At 43.4% G+C, this 18056-nt stretch carries 12 protein-coding genes and 1 riboswitch; of the genes, 9 read left to right on the forward strand and 3 right to left on the reverse strand.

From position 1 onward, the window contains the following. The first annotated feature begins 133 nt into the window (after positions 1–133). From D6856_RS05830 to D6856_RS05840, 3 genes are read left to right on the forward strand one after another with little or no spacing between them, the layout of a single operon-like run. On the forward strand, positions 134–7207 hold the full coding sequence (locus D6856_RS05830; protein ID WP_120686149.1) for a CehA/McbA family metallohydrolase: 7074 nt from the start codon (positions 134–136) through the stop codon (positions 7205–7207). Positions 7208–7210: 3 nt separating this feature from the next. Continuing rightward, on the forward strand, positions 7211–8359 hold the full coding sequence (locus tag D6856_RS05835) for a YibE/F family protein (protein ID WP_120686150.1): 1149 nt from the start codon (positions 7211–7213) through the stop codon (positions 8357–8359). A gap of 19 nt (positions 8360–8378) precedes the next feature. Continuing rightward, the gene (locus D6856_RS05840) at positions 8379–9059 is read left to right on the forward strand and encodes a suppressor of fused domain protein (RefSeq protein ID WP_120686151.1); all 681 of its coding nucleotides are present in this window, start codon (positions 8379–8381) and stop codon (positions 9057–9059) included. A 32-nt stretch (positions 9060–9091) separates the two neighbouring features. Here D6856_RS05840 and D6856_RS05845 read toward each other — a convergent pair whose 3' ends face one another. Genes D6856_RS05845 through D6856_RS05855 form a run of 3 tightly spaced genes read right to left on the reverse strand, consistent with a single transcriptional unit; the run spans position 9092 to position 11743 of the window. After that, entirely contained in the window at positions 9092–9925 is an 834-nt protein-coding gene (locus D6856_RS05845) for a hypothetical protein (protein ID WP_120686152.1), read from the reverse strand. A gap of 29 nt (positions 9926–9954) precedes the next feature. Continuing rightward, entirely contained in the window at positions 9955–11241 is a 1287-nt protein-coding gene (locus tag D6856_RS05850) for a bifunctional folylpolyglutamate synthase/dihydrofolate synthase (RefSeq protein WP_120686153.1), read from the reverse strand. Beyond that, on the reverse strand, positions 11228–11743 hold the full coding sequence (locus D6856_RS05855) for a folate family ECF transporter S component (protein WP_120686154.1): 516 nt from the start codon (positions 11741–11743) through the stop codon (positions 11228–11230). Before D6856_RS05855 ends, D6856_RS05850 begins: the two co-directional genes overlap by 14 nt. Positions 11744–11806: 63 nt before the next feature. Then, positions 11807–11903, reverse strand: a riboswitch (THF riboswitch). A gap of 163 nt (positions 11904–12066) precedes the next feature. On the opposite strand from D6856_RS05855, the gene D6856_RS05860 reads away from it, so the two are divergent. From D6856_RS05860 to D6856_RS05885, 6 genes are all read left to right on the forward strand, one after another. Continuing rightward, positions 12067–12585 carry a hypothetical protein gene (locus D6856_RS05860; protein ID WP_120686155.1) on the forward strand — a complete coding sequence of 173 codons (519 nt, stop codon included), beginning with the start codon at positions 12067–12069 and terminating at the stop codon, positions 12583–12585. A 3-nt stretch (positions 12586–12588) separates the two neighbouring features. Beyond that, positions 12589–13308, forward strand: a complete 720-nt coding sequence (locus tag D6856_RS05865; protein WP_120686156.1) for a response regulator transcription factor — start codon at positions 12589–12591, stop codon at positions 13306–13308. Then, complete coding sequence (locus tag D6856_RS05870; RefSeq protein ID WP_120658395.1) at positions 13283–14548, forward strand: sensor histidine kinase; 1266 nt, start codon at positions 13283–13285, stop codon at positions 14546–14548. The genes D6856_RS05865 and D6856_RS05870 overlap by 26 nt, the downstream gene beginning before the upstream one ends. Before the next feature lie 58 nt (positions 14549–14606). Continuing rightward, positions 14607–15992, forward strand: a complete 1386-nt coding sequence (gene amrA, locus D6856_RS05875) for an AmmeMemoRadiSam system protein A (RefSeq protein WP_120686157.1) — start codon at positions 14607–14609, stop codon at positions 15990–15992. Positions 15993–16039: 47 nt separating this feature from the next. After that, positions 16040–16888, forward strand: coding sequence for an AmmeMemoRadiSam system radical SAM enzyme (gene amrS / locus D6856_RS05880; RefSeq protein ID WP_120686158.1), 849 nt, complete (start codon positions 16040–16042; stop codon positions 16886–16888). A gap of 77 nt (positions 16889–16965) precedes the next feature. Further along, positions 16966–18054 (forward strand): PTS transporter subunit IIC, encoded by a 1089-nt coding sequence (locus D6856_RS05885; protein ID WP_120686159.1) that lies wholly within the window; start codon positions 16966–16968, stop codon positions 18052–18054. Positions 18055–18056 lie beyond the last annotated feature (2 nt).

Raw genomic sequence — 18056 nt, forward strand, 5'->3', positions numbered from 1 at the left:
TTGACTGGATTGAGTGATGACCTATAAGCGCATTCATTTTCTGATGGATGATTATAGGTCATTTTTAAGTGGGGACGCTTAGCTCTGTCGAGGGGATTATAAACAGGGATTATAAAAGATGGAGGAATAAGGGATGAGAAAAGCGAGTCGAAAAGCGCTTTCTTTAGTGTTGTCTTTTTTGATGGCACTGTCTGTTGGTGTGTTTGATTTTTCTCTTGTAACTTTTGCAAAAGAAGGATCGGGAAATACCAATCAAATATGGACATCAGTTGAATTAGATGATATTTCAGAAAATGATTCCATAGCTATCACTATGACTACAGGCGGGAACACGTATGTGTTACCTAATGCATCGGCTACAAGCAGTTGCCCGATAGCAGTAAAGGCTACAATTGAAAACGGGGTATTGGTCATTCCCGAGGGAACCCCCGGGGATTATTCGTGGACTATAGAGAAGCACACGGTTGAAACAACAGAAGCTTCTTCAGAAGAGAATGATGCAGCCCCGGATCTTGATGGTGCGACAACGGAATCTTTGGACGGATCTTCGGGAAACAGCTCAGACGAGCCGACTATCGGTGGCTCTAGTGAGGGTGATGACAAGAAGCAGGACGAAGCTCCCAAAGACGAGGATGAAAAAAAGACCCCCGATGAGAATAATGTGAACGACAATAGCGAAAACCGCAATAATATCGCTGATGATCAAAGCGGGGATAAAAAAGTAGAGAAAACCGAGGCCGGAGATGACAAAAAGCCGGCTACCGAGGTTGAAGAAAAAGCTCCCGAGACAGAAGAAAAAGACTCTGAGCAGGATGATGTTGATGAGACAAAAACTACTGTGGAAGAGTATTATACGATCTATTCCGGAAATGGTACCTTGCATACAAATGCTGCCAATGACGGAGTAAGAATAAAGGGTATAGGTGATAGTCTCGATGGTGCAAAGTGGAAGGTTGATGAAGGATATCTTTGTGCAGAAGATTCTAATAAAGATGTAAGATATCTTGGCGTATATCTGGGTAAGGAAGATTTCAGAGCGTACAAGAAAAGTGGAACGGGCGCCTTCCCTAATAATATCAAGGGCCAGACACTTGCATTCTTCAAGCTGACTGACGGAGCAGGTGTATCTGTTCCCGAAGCATCTGTAAAGAGTGGTGAAGAAGTTGATTACGATACTGAGATCACTCTTACTTGTGCTACAGATGATGCAACGATTTACTACAATACAAACGACACGGAGAATTTCTCTCCTTATAAAGATCCCATCAAGGTAAATAAGGATCTTACCATCCATGCCTATGCGCAAAAGGGTGATGAAGAAAACGGAGAGAAGAGTGAGAAGGTATCATTTGAATACACACTTAAAAAGGGCGTGAAGATCAAAGACGTATCATCACTTATAGATGGACAGGAATTTGTTCTCGTTCATGATGATAAAGAATCAATGTCTTCTTTGCCCGGTTCCGGAAACAATAATAAGAAACTTGATAAGGTTGATGTTGAGATCAATGAAGACGGATATCTTGTTTACAAAGACAGTGAAGCAAAGCTTGCCACATTAAAGCTTGAAAAGTCCGATAACGAAGATCAGTTTTATATTACGACCGAGCTTTTAAATGAAAACGGCGAAGATACATCAATATGTTATCTTACGACAGGAGCTACAGGTAATTCACTTACTTTTGAGAAAAATAAGTCTGATAGCGGATTGGATCTTTGGACAATTGAAGATTCAGAAGACGGTTCTTTTCTCATAAAAAGCGTTACTGCAAAGCATTATGAAAAGTCTCAGTACATAGAGTTCTACAATAATTTATTCACTGCTTACAGCTATAAACCCGGATCAGACAAAGCAGCGTATACTTTCTCAGCATATACTGTTCCTGATACTGCGGACGGAGGAGATGTAGAGGAAGACGACGAAAATACGATAGCTAAGCTCCTTAAAAGAGAACTGTATGATGGAGATAAGATCGTTGTTTATTATCCGCGTGATAAGAAGTTCATGTCATCCAACGGAACAAACAACAAATACGAGGGTATTGCTATTGAGCCGGCGGAAGACGGAAGCATTGATATAAAGGGCAAAGACGCTCTTGTTCTTGATGTTTCCATAAATGAAGACGGAAAGTACAACTTTACGACAAAGGATGATAAGTATCTTACCGCAACATATGAAGAAAAAGTAGTTAATGGAAATACCAAGGGATACTGCGGGCTTACTCTTGCAGAGAAAGCTTCTGCAAACAGTCTCTGGAATTTAAAAGAGGCTGACGATGAGAAAGAAGGAAATTTCAATCTTATCAATGACAATGCCAAGAACGGCAGTTATGATCTGGCTCTTGAGTATTACAGCGGATTTACAACATATGGCATTTCCAATAAAACTGAATTTATTTTCAATTTCTACGCGCTTAAAGAGGGCGAGAAGATAGAGAAGCTTGAGAGTGATCCGGATACGGAGCTTTTGGTTGCGCAGTGGGCAGGTAATGCTGACTATGATGCTAAAGGCGTTGCAGAGTCAAAGGTTATCAACGGCGATCTTTACGAAACCAATGATATGAGTGATACAAACTCAAAGTATCAGGTTTACTTAAATGGAGAAGCGGTTCAGCCTTATACAAAGTCCACTTCGAACCAAACAGGTTCAACAAGCTACTACATGGGCTCAAAAGGTTTGGTCAAAGATGCCGGATACATTCAGATGGAGTTCCCGACACTTGGATATGCGGATATGAGCATGAGCTTCCGTATGCGTTCATCCAATACGGCAGCAGGAGCTTATCAGCTTCAGTATTCTACAACAGGTGAAGATGACAGCTTTAAGAATCTGAGCGATGGTTCTTATTCTTTTAAGTACACAACATATAATAGAGACGGCAAACAGAGTGAGAAGAGCGGAAGCGGTGAGATATCAAACGGAATCGCCAAGACTTCGCTCGCCGTTGAGAATTACGTTGAATTTAGTTTCAAGATTCCCGAAGGGGCTAACAACAAAGAAAAGGTATATATAAGAATTGTTCCTTGCACAAGTGATGCTGCCAAGAGCGGTAAAGCCGCGGGAACAGGCGGAACCAACAGGATCGATACCGTTCAGGTAATAGGTCACCCCGTTGTTTCAGATAAGATCTGCGGACATGTAATTGCAGATCCCACAAGCGGCGAAGTGGCAGTGGGCTCTAAGATAGCTCTTTCGACTAAGACCGAAGGTGCGGAAATATTCTATTCAGTAAACGGTGCTGAAGAAGTCAGATATGATGCTGATGCGCAGATCACACTCACAGAGTTACCTGCTATAATCCGCGCACATGCAACCAAGGAAGGGCTTCAGGACAGCGTTGACTGCGTTTACAAATATACTCAGTCACAGGTCGCAACAGTTAAGGCAACTCCAAACGGAGGAGCGATCGCGCAGACTCAGAAGATTACATTAAAGACCAAGACTGAAGGCGCAACGATCCTATACAGATACAGAACAAAAGCCGAGATTGAAAAAGACAACGCGAAAACTGAGACAGAACAGAAAGCACAAAAAACAGAAAACTCCGAAGATACAGAGAATACTGAGAATGCCGAAGATTCGGATGAACCTATTGTCACAGAGGAAGAAGATAATTACAAGGACTGGAAGGAATACAAAGAGCCTTTCGAGTTAAAAGAGCTTCCGGCTCAGATTCAGGTTAAGGCGGTAAAAGAGGGATATCTCGACAGCGTGATCTCTACTTTTAAATATACAAAGAGAAAGAACGAGAGAGAGAATATCTACTTCGGACAGATCCATGCGCACACCAATATTTCAGATGGTGCCGGATCGCTTGAGGATGCTTATGACCATGCCAAAAACGTTGAAAATCTTGATTATATAATCATTACCGACCATTCTAATTCGATCGACAATGAAAAAGAATCAAAGATCACAGAAAACGTTGATAAAAATGCTACAGATGAGTGGACATATGCTCACAATCTTGCGAAGGAGAAATCAACCGAGGACTTTACATGTGCATACGGATACGAGATGACTTGGTCAAACGGTCTCGGACACATGAATACCTTTAACACGGAAGGATTCCAGAGTCGTACACAGGAAGCGTTTACAACATACTCAACAGCTCTTGAGAATTACTATGCTGCGCTTAGGACTGCGCCTGATTCTATCAGCCAGTTCAATCACCCGGGAACAACCTTCGGTGATTTCCAGGATTTTGCTTACTACACTGAAGAAAACGACAACCTTATCACAATGATCGAGGTTGGTAACGGTGAAGGTGCGATCGGATCATCCGGATACTTCCCTTCATACGAGTACTATGTTCGTGCGCTTGATAAAGGCTGGCACGTAGCACCTACCAATAACCAGGATAACCACAAAGGCCTTTGGGGTGATGCGAATACGGCACGTACCGTAATGCTCGCAGATGAAAACACAGAAGAAGCTATATACGATGCGATGAGAAATTATCGTATATATGCAACAGAGGATAACGACCTTTCTATCTACTACACATTGGATGGAAATGTAATGGGAACGATCCTTGATAAGGAAGCGGTTGGAGAGACAGTAGAGATAAAGGCTGATATCAAGGAGCCGACCGACAAGGCGATCGGTAAGGTTGAGCTTGTTGTTAACGGCGGACAGGTCATCGGCACAATTGATGTTGATAAGACTGAAGCAACCGTAAAATTCACCGCTCCTTCTGCTTATTCATATTACTTTATAAGGATCACTGAAGGTGATAAAGATATCGCTGTAACAGCACCTGTATGGGTGGGCGATGTAGAGGCATGCGGTATCAATGATGCTTACACCGACACTGTACTTCCGGTAGCGGGTGAGCCACTTGATATTAACGTTGATTTCTATAACAACGAAAAGACACCTCTTACGATCAACGATATCGAGATAGAAGTAAGTGATGTAGATAATAAGAAGACTCCTGTAGTTAAGGTTACAGGTGAGGAAGCTAAAGTTACAGAGGTTGCTTCCAACGGAACAGCATCTTATAAAACAGAATTTGTTTACAACGAGGCCGGACAGGTGACATATGAGGTAACGGCTCATGCAACGTTAAACGGTGTCGAGAAAACTTATAAGGATAAGTTCACGGTAAACTATACGCTTGATAAGATGGTTGCAAACGTGATCATAGACGGAAGTCATTACAACGATTATGTTGCAGGATACTACGGCGGAAATGTAAGTGCATTTATTAATCTGTGCGCTAAGAAGAATATTCGCGCGAAGGTAGTAATGGAAGAGATCACAAGCGAGATGCTCAAAGATTGCAAATTGCTAGTTCTCGCTGCTCCGGCAAAGAAATCAGGTACAGCGAACGCCGGTGATTATGCTCCTTCACATTACAGCGATGAATTCTTAAGTCTGGTAAAAGATTATGTGTCAAACGGCGGTTCCGTAATTGTTTGCGGTCTTGCGGATTATCAGGATTCTACAAACGGACAGACGGCGACAGAGCAGAACAAACTTCTTGAAGCGATAGGCTCGACTATCCGAATGGGTTCGGATGAAGTTTGGGATGATACAAATAATGGCGGTCAGCAGTACAGAATGTATCCCAAGAACTTTAATCTCGATTCCGATCTGCTTGCAGGGATCAGAGAAGGTCAGGTATACAGCCAGTATTCGGGATGCTCTGTTGATATTTCAAGTGCTACGGCAACCGGATTTGTGGATGCAGCGGAGTGGCTTGTAAAGGGCTTTGAAACCACTTTGTCAATGGATTGTAAGGGCCCCAACGGAGAAAGTTATGCTGCTAATAAGCCGCTTGATAATATGGGCGACGTAACCTTTATAGCCCGTCAGAAGACAAAGGCGGGAGGACAGATCATCGTAGCCGGAGGCGTATTCCTTTCAGACTTCGAAGTTAAAGCTGAGATGGATAACAACGATTCACTTCCGTATGCAAACCATACAATTGTAAATAACATTCTCTCAGGTGCTGAAGTTCAGCTTGAGACAACTACTATCGCCAATGCAAGAAAAGGCAAGATGAACGACATTTTTGCGGTAGAAGGATATGTGACTTCCGGTACGGAAAATCAGGATACAACATTCTTTGATACCATCTATATTCAGGATGAGACAGGCGGAATGGATATATTCCCTTATGCAACTCCCGGACTTAAGATCGGTACCAAGATGCGTATCGTAGGCTTCCTTGCTCAGTATCAGGGCGATCTGGAGCTCAAGGTGATCTCAGCAAAAGTGCTCGATGATGAGCCGTATATATGGGAGCCCAAGGTGGTTGATACCAAGACAGCGATGGATTATGACAAGCTCGGAGGACAGCTCCTTAAGACAACCGGAAAGGTTACTAAGGTAGATTACAATTCCGACGGAACTGTAGCGGAATTCTGGCTCAAGGATTCTACAGGAAAAGAAGCTGCGATCTTCATCGACGGATATATTAAATCAGGAACAACAGGCAAGAACACGCTCAGTGACTTTGTAAAGAAAGGTGCCAAGGTTTCGGCAGTAGGCGTTCTTTACAAACATCCTGAAGGAAAGTCCGATGTTTCGGTACCTGTATTCAGAGTACGTAACTGTGATGATATTTGTCTTGCAAAAGAATCTGCTTCAGGAAATTGCGGAAGCACTGATTCCCAGGATCATGGATCTACAGGTACAGGATCGGGTGATCATAACGGCGGATCCGGTTCTGATTCAAACGGATCGGATACAAGTAATACATCATCAAGCACAGCTCCCAATACAGGAGCGGCAACCGCAGCATCAAGCGGAGCAAGTGCCGTGGGAGAAGCAGCGACAACAGCATCAACCGGTCAGGGCAACAAACCTTCTGAAGGACAGGCAGGTGCAAATGACCATAACGGCGGCTCAACTAATACGGGCAACAACGATTCTAACTCTGACAATGCAGGAGAAGGCAGTGGTGCACAGGCTTCCGAAGGAGATAACGGCGGAAACGGTGGTGATAATAACTCTCAGCAGGTTGATGTTCAGGCAGGCGGAGATGATCAGCTAGGTGATCAGGTAACACCTCCTACAGACAATAAGCCCGGTATTCCTGTAGTGCCTGTGGCAGTAGGATTTGGTATAATAAGTATTGCCGCAGTAACTTTAGTTGTAGTTAAAGTAACCGTAGGAACTTCCTTGGCGGCATCCGCAGCATCAGGAAGTAAGCTTGCAGGATTACTCGTTAAACTACTAAATATATTTGGAAAATAAAAAATGAGAAAAGAACTGATCATTAAGATAGTATCAGTCCTTGTATTTATGGCCTTGAGTATTGGCGTAGTAATCTATGCCAATACCGATAGGCCAAGATACACTATTACAGAGAACTCCGGCACCGAATATGAGACTGCCAGAGTTCTTTCTGTAATTGAGGATAATACTGTCGTAGATAAAACTGTAGAAAATCAAAAGAAGGGTAGCACCGAGCTTAAGATAAAGATCCTTACAGGCCGCTATAAAAGTGACGTCTGTACAGTCACCAATTATTATAGTTCGCTCTACAATGTGGATGTTAAAAAAGGCGATACTGTAAGCGTTAGAATTGACACTTCCGCAGAGCATACCTATTCCGTAAGCATTTACAATTACAATCGCATTCCGCTAACGATAGGACTTGTGATAGTATTTTTTGCCGTGCTGTTACTTATGGGAGGTAAGCAGGGACTAAAGGCATTTGTCGGACTTTTATATACAGTGCTTGCGATTTTCTTTGTGCTCCTTCCGCTTATATACAAAGGATTCCCTGCCATACCAGTAACTATAGCAATTATCTTTGTCACATCTGCAGTATGCTTCTTGCTTATAGGTGGAATTTGTAAAAAGACAACATCGGCTGCGCTTGGGTCACTTGCAGGCGTGCTTATAGCAGCAATTCTTGGAACGGTTTCTGCTAAACTCGGCGGAGTGACAACCTTTCAGATGGATGAAGCAGAGGCGCTTCTACTTATGAAATCCACAAGTGCGGTTAAGCTCTCGGGGCTTTTTATAAGCGGAATATTGATCGCAGCAATGGGTGCGGTGATGGATATAGCCATGACTATTTCATCGGCTATTGAAGAGATTCACCTTGCCAATAACAAGGCAGGATTTAAAGAACTCTTTAGATCCGGAATGAACATCGGAAAAGACGCCATGGGCACAATGGCAAATACATTGATCCTAGCTTACGCCGGTGGTGCACTCAATATGATGCTCTTAATTTATTCATACGGAGTATCTTTTATCCAACTCGTAAACACGGATTTTGTAGCCATAGAAATCATACGAGCAATCGCGGGCTCAGTCGGAATCATCGGAACAGTACCTTGTGTTGCCGCTGTCGGCGCGTATCTATACAGTAACCATTATTTGAAAAAGAAATAAAATGTTGGAGGAATGAGAAATGGGGATATTTGATAAGTTTCTAAAAAAAGAAGAACCAAAGGTTGAGCAGCCTTCAGCTCCTAAAGCTGAAGAAGTTGAAGCAGTAGGTTGGGGTGCAATTGAGAAAGAATTTTTGAGAGTTTATCCCGGACAGAACAATCCCAAGCATTATGGAACAATTGTAAAATGGATCGTGGGAGGAAATGATCCGCTTGATGGAATCAGTGTTTATGACGGCGGAGATTATTGGCACTTTGTTTCTTTTGGTCTGACAGAGATATATGAAAAGGAATGCAAGAATCCTGATATCAGCGGCTACGGCTACGAGCTGACATTTAAGCTCAAGAAGGATAAGTATGAAGATGAAGAGGGCGAATTAAAGTGCATTTGCGGTATCATGCAGATGATAGCCAGAATGACTTTCCAAAACGGAGAATTATTTAGGCCTTTTGAATTTGTCTATACCGGACAGCAAGAAGGCATTGACGCTTACAGAAAATCCAATCTTACCGGATTTATAACGATCAAGGATTCGACGGTTGAAACCATTTCGACACCTAACGGCAAGGTTGAGTTCCTTGAACTTATCGGAATGACTGATGCAGAGCTTAAGACACTGTCCGACAGAGCTTCTGTCGAAGCGCTTTATCAAAAGCTTGGTTCTGACGTGACAGATTATCATAGAGCTTCAGTGGTGTAAGGCAATTGCCAAGACTCTATGAGGGCATAGCTTTACCAATCCGAACCCCAGTCGGTATTATCTGAATCCCATGTGTCGTTGTTGCCCCAGTCATAGTCAGAATCAGAGTCATTATCCGACGAGACGTGGTATCTGTCATAAAAAGATGTATCATTCCAGTTGGTGGTATCCATTGATTGATCCCAGTTCCTGGAAATGTAGTAGTCGTCATAGTTTGACGATATTTCTCTTGGGATGGGATCGTTTTGGCTGATCTCTACCCAATTGTCGGTGTCGTAGTAAAACCAATGATCATCGTAATTGTAATATACGCCATGACCATATCTGTAGTATCCGTTGTGATCGGGGAAGCTCATGATCAAGGCGATACCAAACAGGATGCAGAACGCGGCTATTGATATGGAAATTATTTCCATTAAGGGGAGAGAGCGGTTATTTTTAGTCGTGCTTGAAGTGCTTGAAGGCACAGAACGTGTTACGGAAGTTGATTTTTTTCTTCCGGAACAGTTTTTCTGATGAACGATCTCATCTTTAAGTCTTTGAAGAAGCTCATTTACAGCGTATTCTTCATCGGCACCTTTATAGCGGACGGCTCTTGAACCGTCTGCTTTGTTTTTGTAGACAACAAAATCTCCGTTATCATCCTTATAGATTCCAAATGCCTTGGGCTTCTTATAATCCACGCCAATAAAAAAGCGGGTTACTTCAGGAGCAGGAAGCTTCCTGTCTTTGTACCACTTCTTTAATTCCTCAATGGTCTTGGGGCCCTTTTCATTCTTGTGTGATGGATTTGGGGCGCTGCAGTCGGGACATGCATGTAAAGTATCTTCGTAAGTATTTCCGCAATAATCACATTTAATCTTCATAAGGAATCCTCTCGGAGATTATCTTATACTTAAAAATTTCCAATTTCTTTTATCAGATACAAAGATCCTGCAATGCAGATAACTTCACTTTCCATAAGTATCCGGTCGTACGGAATCTTTTTTTCTATTATAATCGCTTCGACACCGCGAGTGTTAATCATTTTTGCAAGATCTAAAGGCTCCATGGTTCTTTTATTCGGAACCGCTGTGACGTAGCATTTATCGGCTATAGGCATAAGTTCATCCAGGATAATATCCACTTCTTTATCCGCAAGAAGTCCGAGTATAAACGTTATCTTTTTACCCGGAAAATATTCTTCCAAAGATTGCCTAAGGACCGCTGCGCCCTGTCTGTTGTGTCCGCCGTCGATGATGACATACGGATTTTCTTTTACGATCGTAAAGCGTCCGAACCACTCGGCATTAGCTATTCCCTGTGCAATAGCCTCATCGGAGATCTTAAAGCCTTTATCCCGCAGCTTAATGCAAGTGCATATTGCCAGCGCAGCGTTATCGATCTGGTAGGTTCCGAGAAGCTTTGTTCTGTAATTAACTCCGTTAAATTCAAACACCTGCCCCTGCAAACTTCTCTCGATCACTTTGGGAGAATCAAAATACACCAGACGAACGGCTTTTTCAGAGCATGTCTTTTCAAGAACATTTTTAACTTCGGGATTCTGCATAATAGGAGTAACGACAATTGTACCGGTCTTTATTATTCCCGCTTTCTCGGTAGCAATCTCGGTAAGTGTGTTTCCGAGGATCGACATGTGATCGTAGCTTATCGGAGTTATCACAGTGGCAAGCGGAGCCGGGATTACGTTGGTCGTATCAAGGCGTCCGCCGAGACTTACTTCCATGACAACGATATTGCAGTTCTTTTCCCTGAAATAAAGAAAAGACATTACGGTCAGAATCTCGTATTCACTTGGGTAAATACCTTCAGAGGCAAGCTCGTCATATGCAGGCTTTACCATAGAAAAGATTTCTGCAAAATCCTCATCCGTGATATCAACGTTATTTACCTTAAAGAGCTCGTTATACCTAAATAAAAAAGGAGAAGCAAACGTTCCGACGGTTTTTCCGGCTTCCATAAGAATTGATGTGATATAGGAAACTGTCGACCCTTTTCCGTTAGTGCCCGCAACATGAACATAGTTTAGGTAGTTTTGGGGGGTGCCGAGCCTCTCAAGAAGAGAAAGCTCGGCGTCCAATGAAAAGAAATCTTTCTTTGGATCTTTATTATCTTTTGGTGGTTCAAAATGAGGCAATTCCTCAAAAAAAGAAATTGCCTCTTCATAGTTATACTTCCGCATAATCTTTAATCCTGTGTAATGCAAATAAGAAAATTGATAATAAAATGTAGTTGATCGGTATCATGGCAAGTTCCTTTGGAAGTCTCGCCATAAGCGTGATAAAAAAGCCTTTTTTGATATACATGAAGTCAAGCCAGAAAGTATTCATGATAATTCCGACAACAAGAGTATGGACAAGTAAAGCGACGAGGATCCTTACGGGATGGAGCTCTTTTTTATAAAGGATTGCTCCGAAGATAAGGCCGCTTACAATTCCGCTTATAGTAAATCCGGGGAAAAACGGGCCTGTGGGTTTTACAAGGTATCCTCCGATATCAATAAGTGCTCCTACAACGGCCGCGATACCGGGACCGAGTGACATGCCTGCAACTGCGATCGGAAGAGAGCCGAAGCGGATCTCGATGATCTGGCTGATGGGAATCTTAAAAAATCCCAGTATTATTCCTACTGCCGTGAGCATGGCAGCAAGGGTGAGTATTCTTGTTTCTTTTAATTTATTCATATAAATACACCTCCTTGCAGTTTCCTTTTTACTACAACGGAGGTGCTTAACACTTCGCTATGTAGCAGCGGGATGCGACCATAAAACCGCGGACAAAACCTTCGTCTAAATGACAACTCCCTGTTCACTTAGCACTTGACGCTTTACAGTCTACTCTGCATTCTTAATTTCTTCTGTATTATAGGTGTAACTCGGAATAATATCAAGTATACTGTTATTAATCTATTTTTAATCTTACTCCAAGGATTGTTTAATTTACGGACTATATATTTGTCATTGTAAACAAAAACAATCTTTCCTAATGAGGAGAAAGGGAACACAAAATGGATGAATTTGAAAAGATTGAAAAATTAAGAACAAGAGCAGATGTAAGTTATGAAGAAGCAAAAGCAGCACTCGGCGAAGCAAACGGAGATTTACTTGATGCAATGATAATTCTTGAGAAGCAAGGAAAGGTCAAAGGACCCGAGCAGCAAGTACACTCCACGGAATATACCACGGATGCATCTTATGAGATGGTTCCTGTTGGCAAAGCTAAAGCTTGCAGTGGTGATTTCGGAAAGAAGGTAAAAGAATTCCTTAAAAGAGCCATTGATTTTCTTTCAAACAATTATGTTGAGATCACACGTAAAGGCGAGCACGTTATCAATATTCCACTTTGGCTTGCGATCCTTACGCTTATCTTTGGATGGTGGGCAGTACTCGTTCTTATAGTTGTTTCATTGTTCTTTGACTGGAATTATAAATTTTACGGAAAAGATGACCTCAAGAAGGCCAATGATGTAGTAGATAAAGCAAAGGAAACAGCCGAGCAGGTAAAAGACAGTTTCCGTGAGGAGTAATGCATGGCAGCGCATTTACTGATTGTAGAAGATGAAGAAAAACTGGCAAGATTCGTTGAGCTGGAATTGCAGCACGAAGGATATGAAGTCAGCAAAGCATTTGACGGAAGAGAAGGACTTAAGATGGCAATAGAAGGGGACTACGATCTCATTCTTTTGGACATCATGTTGCCGGGGCTCAACGGTCTTGAAGTTTTACGGCGCCTTATGCAGGATAAGCCGACACCTACAATATTGTTGACCGCAAGAGATGCGGTTATGGATAAAGTATCGGGACTCGATGGCGGGGCGGTGGATTATATCACCAAGCCCTTCGCCATCGAAGAGCTCCTTGCCAGGATCAGAGTTGCGCTTAAGCTTCACGGCAAGAATGCTGCGGGAGCTTTAAATACCAATGATACCGAGCAAAATTCCGAGGGTATCTACACCTGGCAGAAACTTCGACTTGATGAAAAGAAACGAGAAGTTACTTACGATGGCCATGGCATCACTTTGACCAATCGTGAGTTTTTGATGCTTGAAATGCTACTCAAAAACAAAGACATCGTTCTTTCCAGAGACACACTTCTTGAGAAAGTATGCGGCTATGATTATGTGGGAGAGACCAACATGATCGACGTGTACATCAGATATCTGCGCTCCAAGATTGACGACGTCTATGATGTAAATATGATCACAACCGTAAGGGGAGTGGGTTATGTCATCAAATCCGAACAACAATAATAACCGCCCGTCGAAAAACATGAAGTCCATCGCACACCGTATCGTGTGGATGATCTCAAGAACCAAGCTTGGGTTGTACTTTAAGATGGACTTTCTTATCTTTGTACTTCTTAATATTTTCTGGGCGTATATGAAAGAACTCGAAGTTATAGGAAGCTTCGCATTTAAAAGACATAGAGATTTTATCGTTGAGAACGGCTTGATAACGGATCTCGCGTACAGGGTCAGATCCATGGACGGCAAAGTACTTATGACCGTCGGTTTTTTTGATGTGTTTGCCAGAATAGCAATGCTGGTAGGTGCACTTTATTTATTGCAGCTGTTGGGAGTTCTGATTTCCCTCCCGGCGGTGTCTTCTAGAGCTCACAAAACGCTGTCTCCCATCCGAGAGGTTGCCGAGAAAGCCGATGAGCTCAACAGACTTGCTTTTTCCGAAGATAAATACAGACTGATCGAGGATGCCATAGAGCACGTAGCACCCGACGAGAATCAGTACGTTTATCTTCACGACGAAGAGCTTTTGGGAGTAGAGCAGTCTGTCAATCATTTGATAGAAAGATTAAAAGATTCATACAGGCAGCAGGCGCGTTTTGTCAATGACGCATCACATGAGCTTAGGACACCTATCGCCGTGATTCAGGGCTATGCGCAGATGTTGGAGCGCTGGGGAACCTCCGATGAAAAAGTACTTGATGAATCCATTTCCGCTATTTCTCATGAGGCGGATCACATGAACCGTCTTGTAGAGCAGCTTCTTTTTCTTGCAAGAGGCGACAGCGGAAAGACTGTATTGTCAAAAGAACCTGTGTCGCTCGGTAATCTTATGCAGGAAATATACGAAGAGTCCTTTATGATAGATGAAACGCATCCCTATAGGTTCCGTAAGAGCGAAGAGGATGTTGTGGTAGACGCCGACCGAATGCTTTTAAAACAGGCAGTCAGAATACTTGTGGACAACGCTGCCAAGTATACCAATCCCGGAGATGAGATCATACTTGGAGTCGGAATGACCGAAGACGATCGCCCGTATCTCATGGTTCAGGACATGGGTATCGGTATGTCGCAGGCTGATGTGGAGCACATGTTTGAGCGATTCTACCGCGCCGATAAAGCAAGAACTTACGACGGAACCGGCCTTGGCCTTTCAATAGCCAAGTGGATAGTAGACAGGCACGGAGGTCACTTCGAAGTGCTTTCCAGAACGGAGCTGGGAACGCGTATCATGATAGTTCTGCCTTAATGTAAGGGGAAAGGCAGTGGGTATACAGAAGACGAGTGATGCTAAAGGAGGAAAGAACATGCCGATTCAAGCTGCATTTATGGTACCGCATCCGCCGCTTATCGTTCCGCAAGTCGGAAGAGGCGGAGAGGAGCAGATCATCGAGACAACGAGGGCTTATGAAAAAGTCGCCGATGAGGTGGCGGCGCTTAAGCCTGACACAATAATAATCACAAGTCCGCATTCTGTGATGTATGCGGACTATTTCCATATATCTCCCGGCCGCACAGCGACGGGAGATTTTGGTGCGTTTGGGGCACCTGATGTTAAGTTTAACGAAGATTATGACTACGAGCTTGCGGACCTGATCCGAATGAAAGCCGACAGCATAGATTTTCCTGCGGGAACAATGGGTGAAAGAGATCCGTCTTTGGATCACGGAACCATGGTTCCCCTTTGGTTTGTAAGAAAGAAATATACCGGCGGAAAGATAGTAAGGATAGGTCTTTCGGGACTTCCGCTTACCGATCACTACAGATTCGGAAAGCTCATAGCGGAGGCGGTTAATGAATCCGGGAAAAATGTTGTCTTTATAGCAAGCGGCGATCTTTCGCATAAGCTTCAGAGCTACGGACCATACGGTTTTGCTAAAGAAGGTCCCGAGTATGACGAGCGCATAATGGAAGTGTGCGGAAATGCTGATTTCGGTAAGCTCCTTGAATTTGATGAAAACTTCTGTCAAAAAGCAGCGGAGTGCGGCCACAGATCTTTTGTGATAATGGCGGGAGCTTTTGACGGACTTGGGGTTAAAGCTACCAAGCTGTCACATCAGGATGTCACGGGCGTTGGCTACGGAATCTGCACTTTTTATCCTGAGAAAGAAGATGACAACAGACATTTTTTAAGAGACTTTGAAAAAAGAATTATAAACGAATGCAAGGAGAAAGCTGATTCAAGTGATGAGTATGTAAGGCTTGCAAGGGCGAGCGTTGAGTCTTGGGTTAAGTACCATGTTGAGCTTGATGTGCCGGATGATCTTCCTTCTGACATGCTTTCAAGAAGCGCAGGCACTTTTGTTTCCATTCATAAGCTTGGGCAGCTCCGCGGCTGCATAGGCACAATTGCAGCAACTCAAGATAATATCGCAAAAGAGATAATTCAAAACGGAATAAGTGCATGCAGCAGAGATCCAAGGTTTGACCCGATAACAGAAGACGAACTTAAATTCCTTGATATAAGCGTTGATGTTCTTGGAGATACCGAAGACATAGATTCGCCGGATAAACTTGATGTTAAGCGCTACGGCGTTATAGTGAGCCACGGATACAAGAGGGGACTCCTTCTTCCGAATCTCGACGGCGTCGACACGATAGAGCAGCAGATAGATATAGCAAGGCAAAAGGGCGGAATCCGTGAGGATGAACCTTATACATTGCAGCGATTTGAAGTTGTAAGGCATTATTGATCGCATGGTTAAAAGCGCTTTGTCACGGATGGACGGTAGGAGGAAATATGGCAAATTGTCACGTGTGTTTCAGACACTGCGAGATAAATGAAGGCGAGCTTGGCTTTTGCGGCGCAAGGACTGTAAGAGACGGCAAAGTTGTGGCGTATAACTATGGGAAAGTATCAAGCCTTGCGCTTGACCCTATAGAGAAAAAGCCTTTGAATAATTTTTTCCCCGGAAGCTATATTTTGTCGGTAGGAAGTTTTGGTTGCAATCTTCGTTGCCCTTTTTGCCAGAATAATGAGATCTCATGGTCGGAAGAAGCAAAAATGTATGCGAAGGATGCGGAAGTTATAACACCCAAAGAGCTGGTTGAGATTGCGATTGAAACAAAAGCCAAAGGGAATATCGGTATCGCTTTTACCTACAACGAGCCGCTTGTGGGATATGAATTTGTTCTTGATACGGCAAGGCTTGCCAAAGAGCATGATCTAAAAACCGTCATGGTAACGGCGGGAACGGCAGAGCTTTCTGTCCTTGATGAGCTTGCTCCGTATATAGATGCAATGAATATAGATCTTAAAGGCTTTACGGATGATTATTATAAAAGAGTTATCGGAGGAAACAGAGAGCAGACGATGGCTTTCATAGAAGGGGCGGCGAAGAATTGTCACGTGGAGCTTACGACTCTTATTATTCCGGGTGAGAACGACAGCGAGGAAGAAATCAGAGAATTATCCAAGTGGGTAAAAGACCTGGAAGTAATTACAGGTAAAAAGATTCCTCTTCATATCTCCAGATTTTTTCCAAGATTTAAAATGACGGACCGTGACGCGACGGATGTTCAAAAGGTCTATCGTCTTGCCGAGGTGGCAAGAGAAAATCTTGAATTTGTATATACAGGTAACTGTTAGAATTTAAGATTAAAAAATCGGGGCGTCTATGGTAGAATAAATCTCGATAGTTCTAAATAATAGAACAACCGGAGGAGATGAAAAAATTGAAAGACTTTATGAAGAGGAAAGATATCGAGATTTCCTTAAAACGTTACGGTATTGATGCACTTGGTGCGATGGCACAGGGACTTTTTTGTTCACTTCTTATCGGAACAATTATCAATACCATCGGAACACAGTTTCAGATTCCGTTTTTGATGCAGAATGTTGCAACAGTGGCAGGAGTAGATTACACGGTCGGCGGACTTGCTTCCGCAATGAGCGGACCTGCTATGGCGGTGGCAATAGGATACGCACTTAAGTGCCCGCCACTTGTTCTTTTTTCAATGATCACCGTAGGATTTGCCGCTAACGCACTCGGCGGAGCGGGCGGTCCTCTTGCAGTTCTTTTCGTGGCAATCCTTGCTGCGGAATTCGGTAAGGCTGTTTCCAAGGAGACCAAGGTAGACATCCTTGTAACACCCCTTGTTACCATCGGTGTCGGAATCTTCTTTTCATGGCTTATTGCACCTCTGCTCGGAGCGGCAGCCATGTCTGTAGGAAAAGCTATTATGTGGGCTACCGAGCTTCAGCCGTTCCTTATGGGAATCCTTGTTTCCGTAGTTGTGGGCATGGCGCTTACACTTCCTATTTCATCGGCAGCTATCTGCGCAGCGCTTGGACTTACAGGTCTTGCAGGCGGAGCAGCGGTTGCGGGATGTTGTGCACAGATGATCGGATTCGCCGTTATCTCTTTCAAGGAGAATAAATGGGGCGGCCTTGTTTCACAGGGTATCGGAACATCAATGCTTCAGATGGGTAACATCGTCAAGAATCCCAGAGTATGGATTGCACCTACACTTGCATCTGCGATCACAGGACCTATCGCAACTTGCATCTTTAAGCTTAAGATGAACGGCGCACCTGTTTCATCAGGAATGGGAACTTGCGGACTTGTAGGTCAGATCGGTGTTTATACAGGATGGGTTAACGACATTGCTGCAGGAACAAAGACAGCGATCACAGGATTTGACTGGCTCGGACTTGTACTTATTTCTTTTGTACTTCCCGCGGTTTTATCTCTTATCATTCATGCCGGCGTTGTTAAGCTCGGATGGGTAAAAGAGGGCGACCTTAAACTCTGATC

This window comes from Butyrivibrio sp. XB500-5 (genome assembly GCF_003625505.1).
Taxonomy (GTDB): domain Bacteria; phylum Bacillota; class Clostridia; order Lachnospirales; family Lachnospiraceae; genus Butyrivibrio.